This is a genomic window from Mesorhizobium opportunistum WSM2075 (genome assembly GCF_000176035.2).
In the GTDB taxonomy this organism is placed as follows: Bacteria; Pseudomonadota; Alphaproteobacteria; order Rhizobiales; family Rhizobiaceae; genus Mesorhizobium; species Mesorhizobium opportunistum.
The window spans coordinates 1881881-1901315 of sequence record NC_015675.1 but is presented as its reverse complement, the minus strand read 5'-3'; the positions used below and the strand labels follow the sequence as shown (position 1 = coordinate 1901315).

Genomic DNA, 19435 nt, shown 5'->3' with positions numbered 1-19435 from the left:
AGCGCCCGCACCATCGATCGGCTATGGTCCCGCCGGTTTTATGACGGATCAAAAAAATGTCAGTTGAGAGAACCACGGCCGCGGGCGGCATGGAAACCTCCTATGGTTTCAAGCGTGTAGGGGAAGGCGAAAAGCAGTCCCTAGTCAACGATGTTTTCCACAAGGTCGCCAACCGCTACGACCTGATGAACGATCTGATGTCGGGCGGCCTGCACCGGCTATGGAAGGATGCCATGGTGACGTGGCTGAACCCTCCGAAAAGAGTGGGCTGGAAGGTGCTCGACGTGGCCGGCGGCACCGGCGACATCGCGTTTCGCATCGTCGACGCAAGCCATGGCAACGCACATGCCACCGTGCTCGACATCAATGGCTCGATGCTCGCTGTCGGCCGCGACAGGGCGCAGAAGAAAGGCTTGTCCGGCAACACCGACTTCGTCGAGGCAAATGCCGAGGAACTGCCTTTCGCCGACGCCACTTTCGACGCGTACACCATCGCTTTCGGCATTCGCAACGTGCCGCATATCGACGTCGCTCTGGGTGAAGCGTTCCGCGTGCTGAAGCCGGGCGGCCGTTTCCTGTGCCTGGAATTTTCCGAGGTCGAGATGCCGCTGCTCGACAAAGTCTATGAAGCCTGGTCGTTCAACGCCATTCCCAGGATCGGCAAGATGGTCACCGGCGACGGCGAGCCCTATTCCTATCTGGTCGAATCGATCGCGAAATTCCCCAACCAGGCAAACTTTGCTTCCATGATCACCCACGCGGGCTTCGACCGTGTTTCCTTCCGCAATTATTCCGGCGGCATCGCGGCATTGCATTCGGGCTGGAAGCTTTGAGGCTGCACCGCGTTTCCCATCCTCGATATGGCTCCTGCCTGTTCTTTGAACCGGCCGGATGGATGCAGCCATGAGCAGCGTCGGCGCTGGTTTCAGGCTGGTGCGGGCCGGCTGGGTGCTGGTGCGCGAGGGCGTCGTCGCCGCCTTGCCGGGCGAGGAACTCTCAGGCCTGCCGAAACTCGGCTGGCGACTGGCGCGCCTGTTCACCCGCCGCCGCGCACTGGCCTATGAGCGCAGCGACCGACTGGCCAAGGCGGTGGTCCGGCTCGGACCGTCCTACGTCAAGCTCGGCCAGTTCCTGGCGACAAGGCCCGACGTCGTCGGCAACGACATGGCGCTCGATCTCGCCATGCTGCAAGACAAGATGCACACCTTCCCGAAGGTCGAGGCGGTCACCGCCATCGAGGCTTCTCTCGGGCGCAAGATAGGCGATCTCTACACGCAATTCGGCGATCCGGTCGCCGCTGCCTCGATCGCCCAGGTTCATGCCGCTGAAACCGTCCAGGCTGGCGCCGCGACCAAGGTGGCGGTCAAGGTGATCCGACCGGGCGTGCGCCGCCGCTTCTTCCAGGATCTGGAAAGCTATTTTCTAGCCGCGCGCCTGCAGGAGAAATACATCCCGTCGTCGCGCCGGCTGCGGCCGGTGGAGGTGACTGAGACGCTGGCGCAGACCACCAGGATCGAGATGGATCTGCGCCTCGAGGCGGCGGCCCTCTCGGAACTCGGCGAAAGCACCAGGAATGATCCTGGTTTTCGCGTGCCATCCGTCGACTGGGAGCGCACCGGCCGCGACGTGCTGACCATGGAGTGGGTCGACGGCATCAAGATGAACGATATCGCGAGCCTTCAAGCGGCGGGCCACGATCTCAAGGCGATTGCCACCAACCTCATCCAGTCCTTCCTGCGCCATACGTTGCGCGACGGCTTCTTCCACGCCGACATGCATCCGGGAAACCTGTTCGTCGAGGCAAACGGCACCATCGTCGCCGTCGATCTCGGCATTGCCGGCCGGCTCGGCAAGAAGGAGCGCCGCTTCCTCGCCGAAATCCTCTACGGCTTCATCACGCGCGACTATCTGCGTGTCGCCGAGGTGCATTTCGAGGCCGGCTACGTTCCGCGCCAGCACAATGTCTCGGCTTTCGCGCAGGCGATCCGCGCCATCGGAGAGCCGATCCATGGCCAGCCGGCCGAGACGATTTCGATGGCCAAGCTTCTGACGCTGCTGTTCGAGGTCACCGAACTCTTCGACATGGCGACGCGGCCCGAACTGATCCTGCTGCAGAAGACCATGGTGGTGGTCGAGGGCGTGGCGCGCACGCTCGATCCGGCCTTCAACATGTGGAAGACGGCCGAGCCGGTGGTCGGCGGCTGGATATCAGGCAATCTCGGCCCGCGTGGCCTGATGGCCGATGCGCGCGACGGCGGCAAGGCGATGCTGGCGCTGCTTCGCCAGGTGCCTGAGCTTGCGGTCCGCACCGAGCGGCTGTCGCGCGAGATCGACCTGATGGCCGAGCACGGCCTGCGCTTCGACGAGACCACCGCCCACGCGATCGGCAAGGCCGAAGCGCGCTACAGCCGCTCCGGCCGTGTCGCGCTATGGGTGATCGCGCTGACGCTGGTCTATATCGCCTGGAAGATCTTTTAGGCTCGGCTATCGCCATAGCGCCATAGCTTGCGAGCATTTGATTGCATTGATATCATTGCAATCGATCAATCTCAGCAAAGTGCAATCATATGGCTAGCATCACGATCCGCAATCTCGACCATGAGGTCAAGGAACTGCTGCGCCGACTCGCGGCGGAAAATAGCCGTTCCATGGAAGAACAGGCGCGGGTGATGATCCGGGCCGCTGTCGACCGCCAGATCGTGCCTGAAAAGACCCTGCGCGAGCTGACCAGCGTGCACGGCACGGCGATTCCGGCTGCCGCCCCGGCAGGCAAGATGTCGCCGCGCGGCGCCCTTTCCGGCAAACGCATCCTGCTCATCATCGGCGGTGGCATCGCCGCCTACAAATCGCTCCATCTCATCCGCCGGCTGCGCGAGCGCGGTGCCAAGGTGCGCGTGGTCATGACACTGGCGGCGCAGGAATTCGTCACCACATTGTCGGTCGGCGCGCTCTCGGCCGATCATGTCTTCACCGAACTGTTCGACCGCAATGACGAGCACGATGTCGGCCACATCAGGCTGTCGCGCGAAGCCGACCTTTTGGTGGTCGCTCCCGCCACCGCCGACCTGATGGCCAAGCTCGCCAACGGCCATGCCAACGATCTTGCCTCGACAGTGCTCATCGCCACCGACAAGCCGGTGCTGATGGCGCCGGCCATGAACCCCAGGATGTGGTCACACGCCGCCACCCGCCGCAATCGCGCGACCCTGGGCAAGGATGGCGTCGGCTTCGTCGGCCCGGCCAAAGGCGAGATGGCCGAGAGCAACGAGGCCGGCGAAGGCCGCATGGCCGAACCGCTGGAGATCGTGGCCGCCGTCGAGGCGCTGCTCGATGTCGGCCCCAAGCCGCTGGCGGGGCGCAAGATCATCGTCACCTCCGGCCCGACGCACGAGCCGATCGACCCGGTGCGCTATATCGCCAACCGTTCGTCCGGCAAGCAGGGCCATGCGATCGCCGCCGCATTGGCAAGGCTTGGCGCCGACGTGCGCCTCGTCTCCGGTCCTGTCGGCATCGCCGATCCCGCCGGCGTGAAGACCATCCATGTCGAGCGTGCACAGGAAATGCGTGACGCGGTGGAACAGCTCCTGCCCGCCGACGCGGCGGTGTTCGTCGCCGCCGTCGCCGACTGGCGCACCGAAAATTCAGCCGATGAAAAGATCAAGAAGGTGGCTGGCGAAGGGCCACCGGTACTGCGCATGGTCGAGAACCCCGACATCCTTGCAGGGGTCGGCCATCACAAGCAGCGGCCCCGCCTTGTCGTCGGCTTCGCGGCCGAGACCCAGGATCTCCTGCGCAACGCCGAGGCCAAGCTCAGGAAGAAGGGCGCCGATTTCATCGTCGCCAACGATGTGTCGCAGGAAAGCGGCATCGGCGCTTCGGGCGTGATGGGCGGTGATCGCAACCGGGTGCGGATCGTGTCCGAGGCCGGTGTCGAGGAATGGCCCGAGATGACCAAGGACGAGGTGGCGGCACGGCTCGCCGCCCTCATCGCCGAGCGGCTGAAAACGATCGCCGTCAGAGCAATTCCAGGAAAAGTGTGAACGGTTTTCCCGGGAAAAGCGCGTAGCGCTTTCCCTTGGGAATTGCGTCAAAACAAAGAGTTAGAGCAGTTCACCGGTTCCGTTGACAGTGAACTGCTCCGTCAATTGGACAGGAGTTCCGCGGTTCGAGCCAGCGCCCCACCGAAACCGTTGAGTGGAATGGAGAAACTCACCGCCTGGCCGGTATCGGCGGCGAAGGCGTCGATCTTGAGCGTCGTGCCCGTCTTGAGCAGCGGCGTGGTGTTGGCATCGAACGCCACCGGCACCAGGCAGCCGACCGCCTGACACGTGTTGAATGACAGGCTGCCGTCGAGTTTCTGGTCGTCGATGGTCAGGCTGACGCCCTTGGCGAGCGCCAGTCCGAACGGCAAGGCGAGCGTACCCGTCGCGTCATCGCCGGTCTTGCTCGACAGTTCTATCGCCAGCAGGCGCTGGTTGTTTTGCTTGTTGAACTGTTGATGCGACAGGCTGCAGATCTTGTTCGTGCCCGATATCTGGCAGTTGACGGTCCAGTCGCCATGGGTTTCGGACAGTGCCGATGCCCCGCCGGGCAGTTGTGGCGCATCGGCTGCCGGCGGCGCCGCCACCTTGTCGCCCTTGGTTTGCGCCGCCGCTGCCGGCAGGCCGGCGATGCAGGCGGCACCCAGCATCGCCACGAAATACACGGACTTCCGCATCAAGATCTCTCCCGCCCAGCTCCGCCTCGAGCCAGCCTGGAAACCGACCTTGAGAGACGCGCTGACTGCATTCTGTTTGACCGTTTCCCCGAAAGCGCCGTTGTACCTGACGGACACGCCGACACCATTGACGCCATTCGTTTCGAGACCGGCGCCAACCCGATAGAGCGGCGAATCGATCGCTTCCGTCAAGTGCAATGCTGGGTTGCCGGGCAGATTCTCCGCCGCCGCGAAGGCAATCCAGGGCGATCCATGTGCCGGCCATGGCATCGCCGGATAAACACCCTATATGCAAGGGATGAACAGGATTTTTTGCAGGAACGAGCGAATGTCAGCGCGTCGAACACCGGCGGCCATTGCCGCGGCGCTATTGGCCGCTGTGGTCCTGGCGGGCTTTGGTCAATCTGCTTCCGCGCAGATCATCATTCCCTCGGCCAACGGCAATGCCCAGATCCAGCAGAACGACCTGCAGGCCTTGCAGAACCGGGTTCAGCGCCAGCAATTCCAGCAGCAGCAGCAGCAGTATCGTGCCCAGGACCGCGTGGTCGTCCAGCCGCCGCAGCCGGTCGTGCCGCGGGTCAAGCCGAGCTGTCAGACGCAGATAATTGGCAACACCGCCGTGAGCACCTGCCGCTGACAGGCGGCTACCTTCTTTTATTTAGCCGACTTACATGGTAGGGACCTTCAAGTGCCCCTGCGGCAGTTTGGGTTTTGCAAAGATGCCGCATCACGCTATGGGGCACTGCACCGACTGGATTTTTACGAATGGCAGCCACCAAGAAAAAGGCCGTGCGCAAAGCCAAGAAAGGCGAGAGAATCCGCCAGGTGGCGGCTATCCCCTTTCGGCTGAACGCGCACGGCGGCATCGAGGTGATGCTGGTCACATCGAGAACGACGAGACGCTTCATCGTGCCCAAGGGCTGGCCAATGAAAGGCAAGAGCGGGCGCAAGGCGGCCACCATCGAGGCGCAAGAGGAAGCCGGCGTGCTCGGCAGGACGCTGAAGCAGCCGGCGGGCCTCTATTCCTACTGGAAGCGGCTGGCCAACCGTTTTGTCCGCGTCGACGTCATCGTCTATCTGCTTGAAGTGACCGAAGAGCTTGCCGACTGGCAGGAAGCCAAGCGGCGGCAGCGGGCCTGGCTGGCGCCGGCCGACGCGGCGATGCTCATCGATGAGCCCGATCTCTCGACGCTGGTGAAGACCTTGAAGCTTCCCGAGCCCCTGCCGGTCGACGCTGCCTGAGGCAAGGCCATGGGCAAGCGCACCATCCCGAGGTCGTCGAAAGCGACGGCATCGCAGCCGCCCTGCCGACGATCGGCGTCGATGCCCAGGGCTATGGGATCGCCATGCCGCAGCCCTTCGATGCCTCGGCGGTGCGCTCGGCCCGAGAAGCACTCCAGCCACAGCCGACACCGCCGATCCTTGAGCCGATCAGGCGCGCAAGCTGCGCCGCAAGGCGGGCCAAGGTCTCCAATCCCGGTTTTAAGGCTGCCGCTCCAGCAGGACCATCGGGGCGTCGTGATAGCTTGTCCGAACCACTTCCCGGTAGCCGCACTTCGTCGCGACGTTCAATGAGGCGGTATTCTCCGGATCGATGATGCAGACGGTTTTCGTGCGCCCGAATGTCTCTTCACCCCATGAAAGCACGCGGCCGACGACCTCGGTGGCAAGGCCGGCGCCATGCACCGTCGGCGCCAGCGCCCAGCCAGCCTCCGGGATACCCTCTATCGATGGCTGGATATCGCGCTTCAGGTCATGAAAACCGGCCTCGCCGACGAAGCGGCCCGTCGCCTTCTCCTCGATGGCCCAGAAGCCGTAGCCGAGCAGCGACCATAGGCCGGCGTGGCGCAGGAAGCGGATCCAGCTTTCCTCGCGCGTGCGTGGCTTGCCGCCGATGAAGCGAGTGACGATCGGATCGGCCCACATGGCGACATAAGCATCGAAATCGCCGAGCCGATGCGCCCGCAGGATGGTTCGCTGCGTCTCGATGACCGGAACGCCGTGCGGATTGTTCATGATGATCTGCCTCGCTGGTCGTCAGCGCTTATCAAATCGCCGCTGCGGCGCAAGGGCCAGGGCGACACGCGCCATCGTCCAGGGCGCCGTGGCGCTACACAAGCTCGCTCTGGGAATTTTGTCCGGGAGTGTTATTTTCCCGGCAGGCGGATTCAAGCACCCTTCTGGTGCCGTCATCAAACCCAAGGGAATGAGCATGGACACCACTGACCTTGTGCTTGCCATCGTCCATCATCTGCTGGTGTTTTCCCTTGCGGGCATCATCGGCGCCGAGTTCGTGCTGATCCGCGGCGACCTCGCCGCCGTCACGCTCAAGCGGCTCGCCGGCATCGACCGCCACTATGGCATCATCGCCGTGCTGATCATCATCGTCGGCATCGGCCGTGTCTTCTGGGGCCTCAAGGGTTGGGAATTCTATGTCTACAACTGGATGTTCTGGGCCAAGATGGCGGCTTTTGGCGTTGTCGGCCTGCTGTCGATCATCCCGACCATCCGTTTTATCTCCTGGAACAGGCAGGCCAGCGCCAATCCAGCCTTCGCCGTGCCAGCAAGCGAACTGGCTTCGGTCAAGACCTATATCCGCGCCGAAGCCTTCGTCTTCCTGCTGATCCCGGTCTTCGCGGCGGCGATGGCGCGCGGCTACGGTTACTAACCAGCGGCAACCGTTTCGAGTGGAGCGATCGGCACCAGGGGCGCCGGAATGCTGGTCGTCTTCACCTCCGCCTTGCAGATGTCGGCGATGACGCAGGCCGGGCAATCCGGTTTGCGCGCCTTGCAGACATAGCGGCCATGCAGGATCAGCCAGTGATGCGCATGGCGCATATATTCGTCCGGGATGATCTTCAACAACCCATGCTCGACCTGCTCCGGCGTTTTGCCGGGCGCCAGCCCGAGCCGGTTGCCGATCCGGAAAATATGTGTGTCGACCGCCATCGTATGCTGGCCGAAGGCCATGTTGAGCACGACATTGGCGGTCTTGCGCCCGACCCCGGGCAGTTTGACCAACTCATCGCGGTCGTCAGGCACTGCGCCGCCATGGTCGCGGATCAGCGCTTCGGACAGCGCGATGACGTTCTTGGCCTTGTTGCGCCACAGACCGATGGTTCTGATGTGGTCGCCGACCTTGGCCTCACCCAGCGCCAGCATCTTCTGCGGCGTATCGGCGGCCTTGAACAGGGCTCGTGTCGCCTTGTTGACGCCGGCATCTGTCGCCTGCGCCGACAGCACCACCGCCACCAGCAGCGTGAAGGCGTTGATGTGTTCGAGTTCGCCCTTCGGCTCCGGCCGCTGGACGGAAAAGCGCCGGAATATCTCGTGCACTTCGGCCGGGCTGTAGCGCGACGAACCCCGTGCCGGACGTGGGCGTGGTTTGGCGTTCGAGCCGTCACGCCGGCCGGGAGCGAGTTCTTTTTTGGGCATGGAAGACTCTTTGGACTTGGGGCTCGCCATTCCCTTCCTATAATATCCAGTCATGAGCGACACAAACGCCTCATTCCAGGCCGACGAACCATTCTTCCAGGCACTGCTGACCCCACACCGGTCGCTGGGCAGGACGGGTTTCTTCGTGCTGATGGGAGCGCTGCTGTTCGGCTGGCTGGTGACGGGCGCGTTTTTCCTGTCGCGCGGCGCCTGGCCGGTGTTCGGCTTCTTTGGCCTCGACGTGGTTGCCGTCTACATCGCCTTTCGCGTCAATTATCGGGCTGCCCGCGCCCGCGAGGAGGTGTCGGTCTCCCGCACCAGCCTCGACATCCGCAAGACCGCCCCCTCCGGAAAATCGGAAGCGCATCGCTTCAATCCGTTCTGGGCAAGGTTTTCGGTCGCCCGCCACGCCGAGATCGGGATCACCAAAATGACGGTCGAGGGGCAAGGCCAGAACGTACCAATCGGCGGCTTTCTCGATCCCGAGTCACGCGAGAGTTTTGCGACGGCCTTTTCGCGGGCGCTGGCGACCGCCAAGACGCGCTAGTAGCTCTGCGCAGAGGATTTGACGGGTTGCGCGCGACCTGGTGCCCAGTCCTAATGTCGGTGGGTTCGGCTCCCCTGGATGGGCAGCTTTTTGTGAACCGATCAGTCAGCTTCCGGGCTGACGATGCGAGAAAGCGGACTTCCAATGTTGCAAAAAATCTGTCGCGCAAGTCTGGTTTCTTTAGGTTTTCGTCTGTTCATAGGCCATGAATAGATCGGTTACGAGAACGCCGTTGATCCGCATCCCAGTCAAATCGGCGTCTTTGATATCTGAATTTGCCAATGTGACATCGCGTATGGTCAATCGCGATAGATTTGCGTTCGTGATGGTGGTTCCGGACAGATTGACGTTGTTAAAGCGCGCGTCTGCAAGGCTGATATCGTCAAAAAGCGCTTCGCTTAAATTGGTGTCGGTGAATTTTGCCTTAGTCAAAACTGCGTAAAATCGTGCGTCTGCGAGGTTTACACCATCGAAATGAGCGCCCGACATATCGGCCCGCTCGTAATGCATTCCCTGCATCTGAGGGCCATCAAATGGGTTGTGTTCTTGATGATCGCTCATTGTTCCTCCGGTCAATCATGATTGGGCCTAAAGAATGCCAGATTGCACAGTCATTTGCGACCGTCGAATCTGAAATTGAAAAGAGCCCATGCCAGTTTGGCATCGCGAAATTCCCCAAAACATGCGACAGCTTTGGCCACCTTGGCGCCCGGAATGAGGAACGTCATTCATAACGACCAGCGGCAGAGAAGGGTCGAATGCGGCCCATCGTTCAACCCGGGGAACTACGGCAAACAACGTATTCAGAACCTGTAGCGCAAAAGCCTGCCGATCTTGCGCAATGCGGGAATGTGCTTCCAGAGGCGAACGAACAGCTTGGCGGGCCAGCCCATGCGGGCGGCGTGTTCGGGCTTGTAGGCTGGGATATCCTCGACGAACCGCAGCTTCGGAATCGCCAGTTCCAGCTCGTGCGGATCCTCGATCGCCCAATGGACCTCGGCGCCTGTCGCCCTGACCGCCGGATTGAGGCGAAGCAGCTTCAGGCCGAAACGGCTATAGGCGTCGAATATCAGCTCGCCGCCGGCAAGATGGGAGACAAGCCTCGAAAGCAGGCGTGGCCCTTCTTCGGCCGGGAGATAGGGCGTCAGCCCCTCCGCCACGACGATGGCTGCGCGGTTGCGCGGCATTTCAGCCAGCCAATCGGGATGGGTCAGCGACGAACCGACCAAATGGTAGCGATCGCGTGGCGGGTAAAGTTTGCGCCTGAGTTCGATGGCCTCGGGATAGTCGACGTCGAACCAGTCCACGCCTGATGGTGGATCGACCCGAAAGACACGCGTATCGAGCCCGCAACCCAGATGCAGCACGATGGCGCCGGGATTTCTGGCTAGAAAATCCTGCACGTGGACGTCCAGTGTCTTGGCCCGGATCGCCAGGCCGATGCCAAGATTGACGTCGACCTTGAGCCTGGCAAAATCATAGTCGATCTTGCCAACCGCCTCGTCGGCAAAATGGTCCTCCAGCAGCGAATTGGGCAGCCGGCTCTCCAGCGCCTTGCCGTAGAGCGTCATCAGCAAGGTTTCCCTTTCCCCGGTCAGATGCACTTTCTCGCCAGCCATCGGTGCCTCGTGGTTCGAAATTGGGTGTCTATCTGGGTATGCGCCGCAAGAAGGCAAGTTTCGGGTGGCGATCGGCGCCCCAAGGGGCGATATTCCGGCTCAAGGAGATGCTTCCATGAGCACACACACAGCAGTCCTCGAGAAGGACATCACGCCGCAAGGCAGCGACTACGAGATCGTGCGCCGCGCCATCGAGAAGATCAGCCTCGACTACCGTGACCAGCCATCGCTGGAAGAACTGGCCGAAGAGGTCGGCGAGACACCGACCGGCCTGCAAAAACTCTTCACCCGCTGGGCCGGCCTGTCGCCCAAGGCGTTCCTCCAGGCAGTGACGCTGGACCATGCGCGCAGATTGCTCGATTCCGGCATGCCGCTGCTTGAAACCTCATTCGAACTGGGCATGTCCGGCCCCGGCCGGCTGCATGACCTGTTCGTCACCCATGAGGCGATGTCGCCGGGCGACTACAAGACGCGCGGCGCGGGCCTCACCATCCGCTATGGCTACCACCCCTCGCCGTTCGGCACCGCACTGATCATGGCCACCGACCGCGGGCTTGCCGGCCTTGCCTTCAGCGATCCGGGCGAGGAGCGCACCGCCTTCGCCGACATGTCCAGCCGCTGGCCGAACGCCAACTATGTCGAGGACATGGCCGCGACCGGCCCCTATGCCGCGCGCATCTTCGACCCGACGCTGTGGCGTCCCGATCAGCCGCTGCATGTCGTCATGATTGGTACCGACTTCCAGGTTCGTGTCTGGGAGGCGCTGCTCAAGATCCCGATGGGCAAGGCTCGCACCTATTCCTCGATCGCCGCCAGCATAGGCGCGCCAAGCGCCAGCCGGGCGGTCGGCGCCGCCAACGGCGCCAATCCGCTCTCCTTCGTGGTTCCCTGCCACCGCGCCATCGGCAAGTCCGGCGACCTCACCGGCTATCACTGGGGCCTGACTCGCAAGCGCGCCATCCTTGGATGGGAGGCCGGGCAAGTGTCGACGTGAATGTCGATTTTTCTATTTTCACCGAAAAAATATATAAATGCCGTTCTGATTGAGTATTACTGCGATTGTTGTTCCGAATTTTCCTTTATGCAACCAGCAACAACCTATGGTTATTACGAATGTTATTTTCGTCTATTATTTAAGTTAACGCTAAATTAACCACGGTACCGCGATGATGACCTGTATTAACTCGGGCGAGCCGGCTTGATAGGAGGGTCTCGATGCTGTCGTTTCGCGCCGCCTTCGGCGCCGCTCTGCTGGTTGTCTGTTTTGACCGGGCCGCATTGGCCACAACGCAGAACGTCACTTTCAATGGCACGATCAACCCGACCTGCACGCTTGTCGTTGCCACCAATGGCACGATGATGGTCAGTCCCGATCTCCAGTCCCTCAGTTCCCACAACAGCGGCGGCTCGGCCGGAACGGTCACGCTGACGACAACCGGAGGCGTGTCGCTGAGCGTCGATCCCGTCACCACCACCACGGTGCCGTCCGCCGACACCACCTCGACCACCTGGACGCCGACCTACTTCGCCGCCGGCGCGCATTCCATCGCCGAGACCGGCTCGGCCACCAGCATCGGCACACCCGGCGCCGACCTCGTCTCGGTCCATCTCGCCGGCACCAAGGGCGGCAGCAACCGCTTCGCGAACGGAAACTATCAGGCAACGGTCACGCTGCGCTGCGAATAGCGTCATCGCGAAGGAGGGATCCTTGAAACAAGCTCGAATCCTGATGGCGCTGACTCTCGGCTTGCTGCCGATTGCCGCCGGCGCCCAGTCGATGTCGCCGATGCGCGGCGAGGTCAACAGCTTCACCGACGTCTTCGCGGTTCGCGTTTTCCCGGCCAATCCCTACGATCGGAAGATCAAGGTCGAAATCCATGTCTACGATCAGGATTTTGAGCCGGTGGACGCCAGGATATCTCCGCCTGCCTTTCAACTCGCTTCCCAGGCTTCCCGCCCTGTCCTTGTGGTCGTGCCCTTCGACGGCGCCGCCGAGCGTAAAGTGCGTATCTGTACCGAAAGCATCCCCTTCCCCAATCAACAGACGCAGATAAGGGCACAGATATGCGGAAAGTTTTTTGGGCGCCGCAAGTCCTGACAGCCGCGCTCGCGGCCGCGTCGGCGGGGATCAGTCCGGTGCTGGCCGAGGATGTCTACAACCTCAACCAGAACGAGAGCGGCTTCAACCTGCCCGGCGTCACCTTGCCCCAGGGCCAGGACGAGGTTCATGCCGCTGACGGCACCACCTGCCGCTCGGCGGTTTCGGGAAGCGGCGCCTATCTCGATCTCGGCGTCATCAGAGGCAACAGCCAGTCGAACAATGACGTCGCCACCTACGGCCGCGTGGTGATCCCGATCGGGCGCACGCCCAAGCGTGTCGATTGCAGCCGCCTCTACGAACTTGAGGTCGAGCGCCTGCAGCTGGAGCTGAAACTTCTCAAGATGGGCCTCGGTGCCGACGGCCAGACGGCGAGCGTCGCCGCAGCGCCCACGGCCGCGTCACCTGGGTGGGCCAATGAAGGCTGGAGCATCAGGACCGGAAATGGCGACGGCAGGAAAAAGAAGAAGAAATAACCGCGCGCTGCTGGCGATGGCCGCACTTGCCGGCCTTTGCCTTCCGGCGCAGGCCGCTATCATCGGCACTTGCACCATCATGGTCGGGGGATCGGGGACGATGACCGCCAATCCGGCCATCGGCATACTGAGTTCCAAGCAGGCAGGCGGATCGAGCGCGAGCGCGACCATCGTGGCAAGCTCCCTGCTGTGCTCCCTGTTCAACCTGCTGGACTGCTATTCCGTTTCGGCCCCAGCGCCTGCCGCATTCTCGTCCGCGCCGAGCGGCGGCGGCACCAACGTGACCTTTGCCTCGGTCTTCCGCCTGGATGGTGCCGGGGTCGACAACACCGGCAGCGTGGCGCAGAAGATCGTCAACGGAACGCACAGCATGCAGGTCGACCTCATCGCCACCAAATCGAGCGGAATCTTTCCTGCCGGCAGCTATCAGGGCACGGTCACCGTGCGCTGCGAATAGGCTCCGGCAGGACAAATCCGGCTGGACCACTCGCGTGGTCTGGCAAGCCGCGGCCTTACAGGCTAGCTTCCCGCGCGATTGGAGCGACGTGCGTCGGCAGGATGCGCAAGCGACGCTCCGGCGTCTTGAATTTGTACCGGCAGGAGGCCTTGCTTGATTATCGTTGTCGGCTCGATCAACCTCGATCTTATCGCCAATGTCGACCGATTGCCGAGCCCTGGCGAGACGGTGAGCGGCTCGAGTTTCGCCACCGCGCCAGGCGGCAAGGGCGCCAACCAGGCGCTGGCCGCCGCGCGCGCCGGTGGCCAAGTGCGCATGGTGGGCGCCGTTGGCAAGGACAGCTTCGCCGCGGAGGCGCTGGCACTGCTGCGCGACGGCAAGGTCGACCTGTCCGGCGTCGCCGAAACCTTTGCCTCGACGGGTACGGCGCTGATCATGGTCGGCGATGACGGCGAGAACATCATCGCCGTGGTGCCGGGGGCCAACGCTTCCGTCCTGCCCGGCGACCTCTCGAAGGCCTTTCTGAAAAAGGGCGATATCGTGCTTTTGCAGCACGAGATCCCGCTGGCGACCGTCGATGCAGCACTCGACCAGGCCAGGGCGGCCGGCGCCATCACCGTGCTCAACACGGCGCCCTTCCAGGGCGAAGCAGCGGCCTTCCTCGGCAAGGCCGACTACGCGATCGCCAACGAGACCGAGTTCGACCTCTATGGCGAAGCGTTGAAGCTGAGCGGCCGCGACCGGGCGGCACGCATGCGCGACTTCGCGGCGAAAACCGGCCGCACCATCGTCGTCACACTCGGCGGCGACGGCGTCATGGCGGCGACGCCAGCCGACTTCCTGACTGTTCCGGCCATGAAGATCGCGCCTGTCGACACGGTCGGCGCCGGCGACACGTTCTGCGGTTACTTCGCCGCCGGCCTGTCGTCCGGCCTTGCGCTTGACAAGGCGCTGGCGCGCGCCGGTGCGGCCGGCTCGCTGGCCTGCCTGAAGCCCGGCGCCCAGCCGGCGATCCCGCTGGCTGGGGATGTCGACCAGGCTTTGCAGGAAAAGCGCTGAGATGCTGCGCCCCAAAACCAAACACGCCGTGCCGCCGGCCGGTGACATCTGCCGCCTGTCGGCGATCGACCTGGCCGCCGCGATCCGGCACAAGAAACTTTCCGTGCGCGAGGTGGTGGCGGCCTTCCTCGACCGCATCGAGGCGGTCAATCCGCAGGTCAACGCCATCGTCTCCTTGCGCGACCGTGGCGATATCCTGCGCGAGGCCGATGCGGCCGATAGCCGCCGGCAGGGCGAAACAGGCCCGCTCTTCGGCCTGCCGATCGCCATCAAGGACCTCGCCTCGACCGCCGGCCTCAGAACCTCCTTCGGCTCGTCGATCTTCGCCGATTTCGTCCCCCAGGAAGACGATTTCTTCGTCGAGCGCATCCGCGACGCCGGTGCCATCATCATCGGCAAGACCAATGTCCCCGAATTCGGGCTCGGCTCGAACACCTACAACCCCGTATTCGGGCCGACACTGAACGCTTTCGATCCGGCGCTCACCGCCGGCGGATCGAGCGGCGGCGCGGCGGTGGCGCTGGCGCTCGACATGGTGCCCGTCGCCGACGGCAGCGATTTCGGCGGCTCGCTGCGCAATCCGGCGGCCTGGAACAATGTCTACGGCTTCCGCCCGTCGCAGGGGCTTGTCCCCGGCGGGCCGGACGTCGAGGTCTTCCACGCTCAGATGGGCGTCGACGGGCCGATGGGCCGCAATGTCGCCGACATGGCGCTGCTGCTCGACGTGCAGGCGGGTTACCATCCGCAAGCGCCCTTGTCCTATGAGAAGGAAGGCTCGTTCCTCGAGGAGCTTGGAACGCCGGTGAAAGGCGGCCGCATCGCCTGGTTCGGCGATCTCGGCGGCCATCTGCCGGTCGAACCGGGCATCCTCGACCTGTGCGAGGCGGCACTGGGCCGGTTCACGGAAGCATCCTTCCTGGCCGACCCCTTCAAGCCGGATTTCGATTTGGAGGCGCTGTGGCAGGCCTTCGTGACGCTGCGCCAGGCCAGCAGCGGCTGCGCGCTCAAAACCCACTATGACGATCCTTCCAGGCGTGGCCTGCTGAAGCCGGAAGCCACCTGGGAGGTGGAAAACGCAATGCGGCTGACGGCACCGCAGATCCGCGCGGCATCGGTCATCCGCACGTCCTGGCATCGGATGCTGCTGTCGATCTTCGACCGCTTCGACCTCATCGCGCTGCCGACCGCGCAGGTCTTTCCCTTCGACGTCGGCACCCATTGGCCGCGCGAGGTCGCCGGTCGGGCGATGGACAGCTATCATCGCTGGATGCAGGTTTCGGCCTTCGCCACGCTGGGCGGCTGCCCGGCGGTCAACGTGCCCATTGGCTTCGACGACAAGGGCCGGCCAATGGGCATGCAGCTGATCGGCCGGCCGCGCGCCGACCTCGCCGTGCTCAAGGCGGCGGCGGCCTATGAGGCGACACTGCCCTGGCAGGCCGGCGCCTGACCCGGGCGCATCGGCGTATCGCAACGCTTCGCGCGCCGGCTTGCATCGCCATCGCCGCCATGCATTGATTGCCGCCAGCCGCACCGCATCGGCGGCATTCCAAGGGAAAAATCCATGTCGCTGGAACTCTACGCCGCCTATGTCCTCGCCTGCATCGTCATCATCCTTGTGCCCGGTCCGACGGTCACGCTGATCATCGCCAACAGCATCCGCCACGGCTCCCGCGCCGGCCTTGCCAATGTCGCCGGCACGCAGGCCGGGCTTGCCATCATGATCGCCATCGTCGGCATCGGCCTCAACACGCTGATCGCGGGCATGGGCCACTGGTTCGAATGGGTCAGGCTGATCGGCGCCGCCTACCTGATCTGGATGGGCGTGCAGATGTTCCGCTCCAAGGGCACGCTGAATGCCGACGGAACGGCGCGAAAGCCGCGCGGCGGCTTCTTCCTGCAGGGCCTGCTGGTGGCGCTGAGCAATCCCAAGACGCTGGTGTTCTTCGGCGCTTTCTTCCCGCAGTTCATCGCCCCGCAAGGCAATTATTCGCTGCAGATCGCCGTCATGGGCCTCACCGCCATGATCTTCGCCGCCTTCTCGGATTCGTCCTATGCGCTCGCTGCCGGCCGCGCCGGGCGCCTGCTGTCGGCCAGCCGTATCAAGCTCATGTCGAGGATCAGCGGCAGCTTCCTGGTCGGCGGCGGCCTGTGGCTGGCGTTTTCACGGTCGAAGTGAAGCGGAACCTTGCCTCCTTCTCCCCCTGTGGGAGAAGGTGGATCGGCGCGCAGCGCCGAGACGGTTGAGGGGTGTTCCAGCGGAGTGAGACGTTGGAGTTCCCTGGAGCACCCCTCATCCGACCGAGCTTCGCTCGGCCACCGCCCTGGACGAGTCACGTGCCTCGCCCGCCCTTCGGGCCCCGCAGGGGGAGAAGGCAAAAGGACGGCCCCTAGAGCCGCCCCAGCCTCTCCACCAGCAGCGCGAAAAAGCCGTCATGGTCGATGTCGCGCATCACCATGGCGTTCTTTTTCCGATTGGTGACGCCCCACCAGTCGATGACGGTCATGCCCATGGTCAGCTCCGAAGCGGTTTCCACGCTGACGTTGCAGTTGCGGCCCTTGAACAGGTCGGGTTTCAACAAATAGGCGATGACGCAGGGATCGTGCAGCGGGCCACCGTCGGTGCCGTATTTCTCCTCGTCGAAGCGCTCGAAGAATTCCAGCATCTCGGCGGCGGCAATGCCGACCTTGGTGCCGAGTTTGCGGAAGGCCTGCGTGCGCTTGGCTGTGGTCAGCGCCTTGTGGGTGACGTCGAGCGGCATCATCACGATCGGAATGCCGGACTTGAACACCAGGTCGGCCGCCTGCGGATCGACATAGATGTTGAATTCGGCCGTCGGGGTGACGTTGCCGCCTTCGAAGAAGCCGCCGCCCATCAGCACGATTTCCTTGATGCGCGGCGCGATCCGCGGTTCGCGGATCAGCGCCAGCGCGATGTTGGTCAGCGGTCCGAGCGGGCAGAGCGTGATGGTGCCACTGTCTTCCTTCATCAGCGTCTCGACGATGAAGTCGACGGCATACTGCTCCTGCAGCTTCATCGTCGGTTCGGGCAATTGCGGCCCGTTGAGGCCGGTCTTGCCGTGCACTGCCTCGGCGGTGACCAGTTCGCGCGCCAGCGGACGGATGGCGCCGGCATAGACCTTCATGTCGGGTCGACCGGCCAGTTCGCAGATCTTGCGGGCATTCTTTTCGGTAAGCTTCAGCGGCACGTTGCCGGCGACGGCGGATATGCCGACGATCTCCAGTTCGGGGCTGCCAAGTGCCAGCAGAATGGCGACGGCATCGTCCTGGCCGGGGTCGGTGTCGATGATGATCTTGCGTGGTTGAGGCATTTCAATTCCTTGTCTGGCTGGCCGTGAGCTCACCGGGTCGATCACGCGCCCGTAGGACGCCGAAACGTCTGCAAACTGCCGAACCGCTCGACCGGGAACGATCCCGACCCCAACGCTTCTCCTTGCATCCGCGCGTCGTTTCAAGCGCCATGTCGATTATTCCTGTGAGTCGTCGATTATTCCTGTGAGTCCAAGGCCTGGTCTTTTTGGGCGGGTCTTTGACGGCTTGAACTTGGTCGTGGGGCGGACCATATCAAGGACAACGGGAAAAATGCCATCTGGGTTTTTCCACTTTATGTCGCTCTTGAGAGGACAGTGTAACATGAGCCGAATGACGCCTTTCTCCAGCCCGCTTCTCCTGGGTTTCGACGCCATGGAAAAGACGCTGGAACGTCTGGCGAAATCCGGCGACAGCTACCCTCCCTACAACATCGAACGGCTCAGCGGTGCCGACGGCAAGGCCGAAAGGCTGCGCATCACGCTCGCCGTCGCCGGTTTCGCCGAAAGCGATCTCGATGTGACAACGGAGGAAAACCAGTTGGTCGTGCGCGGCCGTCAGACCGACGACACCGAGCGCGAATTCCTCCATCGCGGCATTGCCGCGCGCCAGTTCCAGCGCTGCTTCGTGCTGGCCGACGGCATGCGGGTTATCGCGGCGGAACTGAAGAACGGCCTTTTGTCGATCGACCTCGATCGGCCGGAGTCCGAACGGCTGGTACGGAAAATAAACATATCGGTGAAAGACTGATCTTTACCGATGGCTCTCATGCGGGATGGCCTATGCCCCTGAAAAGGGCGGCGTCTTCGCGCCAAGGAGGCTTGAAATGACCAGAACTGAAAATATCACCATGACCAATGGCGAATTCGCCCATCTCGGCGAGGGCTCCGTCGCTTATCTGCGCAAGGTCTCGAGCGATGAACTGCTCGGCCGCTTCCCTAATATCGGTGAAATCGCGCCCGGCATGGAATTGTGGGCCCTGTTTGCCGCCAATGGCCAGCCGATCCTGCTTTCCGACGCGCGTGACCGCGCACTGGCCGGCGCCATGGAAAACGACCTGACCACCGTCGCCATTCATTAAGGCAATTCCAGGAAGAGTGTTTGGCGGTTTTCCCGGGAAAAACGCATGGCGTTTTCCCTTGGGAATTGCATAAGACAAAAATCGGCGGACTGGCCGGCTGAAACGAAAAGGGCCGCTCATCGCGGCCCTTGGATATCCGTTCAAAAAAGACATCAGGCGGCGTGCGAGGCCTGCGTATCCGACAAAAGCGCGTGGATCGCCGTGGCATCGCGCGTACCCCTGACCTTGGCCACGGTGTCGGCGTCGCGCAGCACCCGGGCAATGCGCGACAGCGCCTTCAGGTGATCGGCGCCCGCCCCTTCCGGCGCCAGCAGCAGAAACACCAGATCGACAGGCTGGTCGTCCAGCGATTCGAAATCGACCGGCGTCTCCAGCCGGGCGAAAACACCGGCAATGCGCTTCACGCCGGCCAGCTTGCCGTGCGGAATGGCGATGCCATTGCCGACGCCGGTCGAGCCCAGCCGCTCACGCTGCAGGATGGTGTCGAACACCTCCCGTTCCGGAATGCCCGAAATCGCCGCGGCACGCTCGGACAGCAACTGCAGAAGCTGCTTCTTGGAGTTGGCCTTCAACGCCGGCAAAATCGCCGGAACGCTGATAAGATCGCTCAGACCCATAC

Annotated in this window: 24 protein-coding genes; 17 read left to right on the top strand and 7 right to left on the bottom strand. The window is 63.1% G+C overall.

The window, feature by feature from the left end:
• Positions 1–56 precede the first annotated feature (56 nt).
• From ubiE to coaBC, 3 genes are all read left to right on the top strand, one after another.
• Entirely contained in the window at positions 57–833 is a 777-nt protein-coding gene (gene ubiE, locus MESOP_RS09095; protein WP_013893035.1) for a bifunctional demethylmenaquinone methyltransferase/2-methoxy-6-polyprenyl-1,4-benzoquinol methylase UbiE, read from the top strand.
• Between the two features lie 70 nt (positions 834–903).
• On the top strand, positions 904–2478 hold the full coding sequence (ubiB, locus tag MESOP_RS09090; RefSeq protein ID WP_013893034.1) for a 2-polyprenylphenol 6-hydroxylase: 1575 nt from the start codon (positions 904–906) through the stop codon (positions 2476–2478).
• A gap of 89 nt (positions 2479–2567) precedes the next feature.
• The gene (gene coaBC, locus MESOP_RS09085; RefSeq protein WP_013893033.1) at positions 2568–4040 is read left to right on the top strand and encodes a bifunctional phosphopantothenoylcysteine decarboxylase/phosphopantothenate--cysteine ligase CoaBC; all 1473 of its coding nucleotides are present in this window, start codon (positions 2568–2570) and stop codon (positions 4038–4040) included.
• A gap of 101 nt (positions 4041–4141) precedes the next feature.
• On the opposite strand, the gene MESOP_RS09080 is transcribed toward coaBC, so the two are convergent.
• Positions 4142–4717: an invasion associated locus B family protein gene (locus MESOP_RS09080; RefSeq protein ID WP_041164583.1), complete on the bottom strand. Its 576-nt coding sequence runs from the start codon at positions 4715–4717 to the stop codon at positions 4142–4144.
• 328 nt (positions 4718–5045) lie between these two features.
• Between MESOP_RS09080 and MESOP_RS09075 the strand changes: the two genes are divergently transcribed.
• On the top strand, positions 5046–5354 hold the full coding sequence (locus MESOP_RS09075) for a hypothetical protein (protein WP_013893031.1): 309 nt from the start codon (positions 5046–5048) through the stop codon (positions 5352–5354).
• A gap of 128 nt (positions 5355–5482) precedes the next feature.
• Complete coding sequence (locus MESOP_RS09070; RefSeq protein WP_013893030.1) at positions 5483–5959, top strand: NUDIX hydrolase; 477 nt, start codon at positions 5483–5485, stop codon at positions 5957–5959.
• A gap of 240 nt (positions 5960–6199) precedes the next feature.
• Here MESOP_RS09070 and MESOP_RS09065 read toward each other — a convergent pair whose 3' ends face one another.
• Entirely contained in the window at positions 6200–6733 is a 534-nt protein-coding gene (locus MESOP_RS09065) for a GNAT family N-acetyltransferase (protein ID WP_013893029.1), read from the bottom strand.
• 196 nt (positions 6734–6929) lie between these two features.
• Between MESOP_RS09065 and MESOP_RS09060 the strand changes: the two genes are divergently transcribed.
• Positions 6930–7385, top strand: coding sequence for a DUF2214 family protein (locus tag MESOP_RS09060; RefSeq protein ID WP_013893028.1), 456 nt, complete (start codon positions 6930–6932; stop codon positions 7383–7385).
• Here the strand turns inward: MESOP_RS09060 and nth are convergent.
• Complete coding sequence (gene nth, locus MESOP_RS09055; RefSeq protein ID WP_013893027.1) at positions 7382–8182, bottom strand: endonuclease III; 801 nt, start codon at positions 8180–8182, stop codon at positions 7382–7384. The two genes, MESOP_RS09060 and nth, sit on opposite strands and share 4 nt — an antisense overlap.
• Positions 8183–8204: 22 nt before the next feature.
• Here nth and MESOP_RS09050 point away from each other — a divergent pair, with 22 nt between their 5' ends.
• Positions 8205–8699: a DUF2244 domain-containing protein gene (locus MESOP_RS09050; protein WP_013893026.1), complete on the top strand. Its 495-nt coding sequence runs from the start codon at positions 8205–8207 to the stop codon at positions 8697–8699.
• A 180-nt stretch (positions 8700–8879) separates the two neighbouring features.
• Here the strand turns inward: MESOP_RS09050 and MESOP_RS09045 are convergent, their stop codons facing one another.
• The gene (locus MESOP_RS09045) at positions 8880–9260 is read right to left on the bottom strand and encodes a pentapeptide repeat-containing protein (protein ID WP_013893025.1); all 381 of its coding nucleotides are present in this window, start codon (positions 9258–9260) and stop codon (positions 8880–8882) included.
• Positions 9261–9502: 242 nt separating this feature from the next.
• Positions 9503–10318, bottom strand: a complete 816-nt coding sequence (locus MESOP_RS09040; RefSeq protein ID WP_013893024.1) for a class I SAM-dependent methyltransferase — start codon at positions 10316–10318, stop codon at positions 9503–9505.
• A gap of 115 nt (positions 10319–10433) precedes the next feature.
• Between MESOP_RS09040 and MESOP_RS09035 the strand changes: the two genes are divergently transcribed.
• The 8 genes from MESOP_RS09035 (at position 10434) to MESOP_RS09000 (ending at position 16584) form a co-directional block, all read left to right on the top strand.
• Positions 10434–11312: a methylated-DNA--[protein]-cysteine S-methyltransferase gene (locus MESOP_RS09035; protein WP_013893023.1), complete on the top strand. Its 879-nt coding sequence runs from the start codon at positions 10434–10436 to the stop codon at positions 11310–11312.
• Positions 11313–11533: 221 nt separating this feature from the next.
• A complete protein-coding gene (locus tag MESOP_RS09030; RefSeq protein ID WP_013893022.1) occupies positions 11534–12004 on the top strand; it encodes a hypothetical protein in 471 nt (156 codons plus the stop codon).
• 22 nt (positions 12005–12026) lie between these two features.
• Positions 12027–12416 carry a hypothetical protein gene (locus tag MESOP_RS09025; RefSeq protein WP_013893021.1) on the top strand — a complete coding sequence of 130 codons (390 nt, stop codon included), beginning with the start codon at positions 12027–12029 and terminating at the stop codon, positions 12414–12416.
• Positions 12383–12892, top strand: coding sequence for a hypothetical protein (locus MESOP_RS09020; RefSeq protein WP_013893020.1), 510 nt, complete (start codon positions 12383–12385; stop codon positions 12890–12892). The genes MESOP_RS09025 and MESOP_RS09020 overlap by 34 nt, the downstream gene beginning before the upstream one ends.
• Positions 12861–13349 (top strand): hypothetical protein, encoded by a 489-nt coding sequence (locus MESOP_RS09015; RefSeq protein ID WP_013893019.1) that lies wholly within the window; start codon positions 12861–12863, stop codon positions 13347–13349. Before MESOP_RS09020 ends, MESOP_RS09015 begins: the two co-directional genes overlap by 32 nt.
• A 153-nt stretch (positions 13350–13502) precedes the next feature.
• Positions 13503–14408, top strand: coding sequence for a ribokinase (locus MESOP_RS09010; protein WP_013893018.1), 906 nt, complete (start codon positions 13503–13505; stop codon positions 14406–14408).
• Position 14409: 1 nt separating this feature from the next.
• On the top strand, positions 14410–15855 hold the full coding sequence (locus tag MESOP_RS09005; RefSeq protein WP_013893017.1) for an amidase: 1446 nt from the start codon (positions 14410–14412) through the stop codon (positions 15853–15855).
• Between the two features lie 114 nt (positions 15856–15969).
• Positions 15970–16584 (top strand): LysE family translocator, encoded by a 615-nt coding sequence (locus MESOP_RS09000; protein WP_013893016.1) that lies wholly within the window; start codon positions 15970–15972, stop codon positions 16582–16584.
• 211 nt (positions 16585–16795) lie between these two features.
• Here the strand turns inward: MESOP_RS09000 and MESOP_RS08995 are convergent, their stop codons facing one another.
• Positions 16796–17737 carry a nucleoside hydrolase gene (locus tag MESOP_RS08995; RefSeq protein WP_013893015.1) on the bottom strand — a complete coding sequence of 314 codons (942 nt, stop codon included), beginning with the start codon at positions 17735–17737 and terminating at the stop codon, positions 16796–16798.
• Between the two features lie 322 nt (positions 17738–18059).
• Here MESOP_RS08995 and MESOP_RS08990 point away from each other — a divergent pair, with 322 nt between their 5' ends.
• Entirely contained in the window at positions 18060–18485 is a 426-nt protein-coding gene (locus MESOP_RS08990; RefSeq protein WP_013893014.1) for an Hsp20 family protein, read from the top strand.
• Between the two features lie 76 nt (positions 18486–18561).
• The gene (locus tag MESOP_RS08985; RefSeq protein ID WP_013893013.1) at positions 18562–18816 is read left to right on the top strand and encodes a BQ00720 family protein; all 255 of its coding nucleotides are present in this window, start codon (positions 18562–18564) and stop codon (positions 18814–18816) included.
• A 152-nt stretch (positions 18817–18968) separates the two neighbouring features.
• Here MESOP_RS08985 and ptsN read toward each other — a convergent pair whose 3' ends face one another.
• Positions 18969–19433, bottom strand: a complete 465-nt coding sequence (gene ptsN / locus MESOP_RS08980) for a PTS IIA-like nitrogen regulatory protein PtsN (protein ID WP_013893012.1) — start codon at positions 19431–19433, stop codon at positions 18969–18971.
• Positions 19434–19435 lie beyond the last annotated feature (2 nt).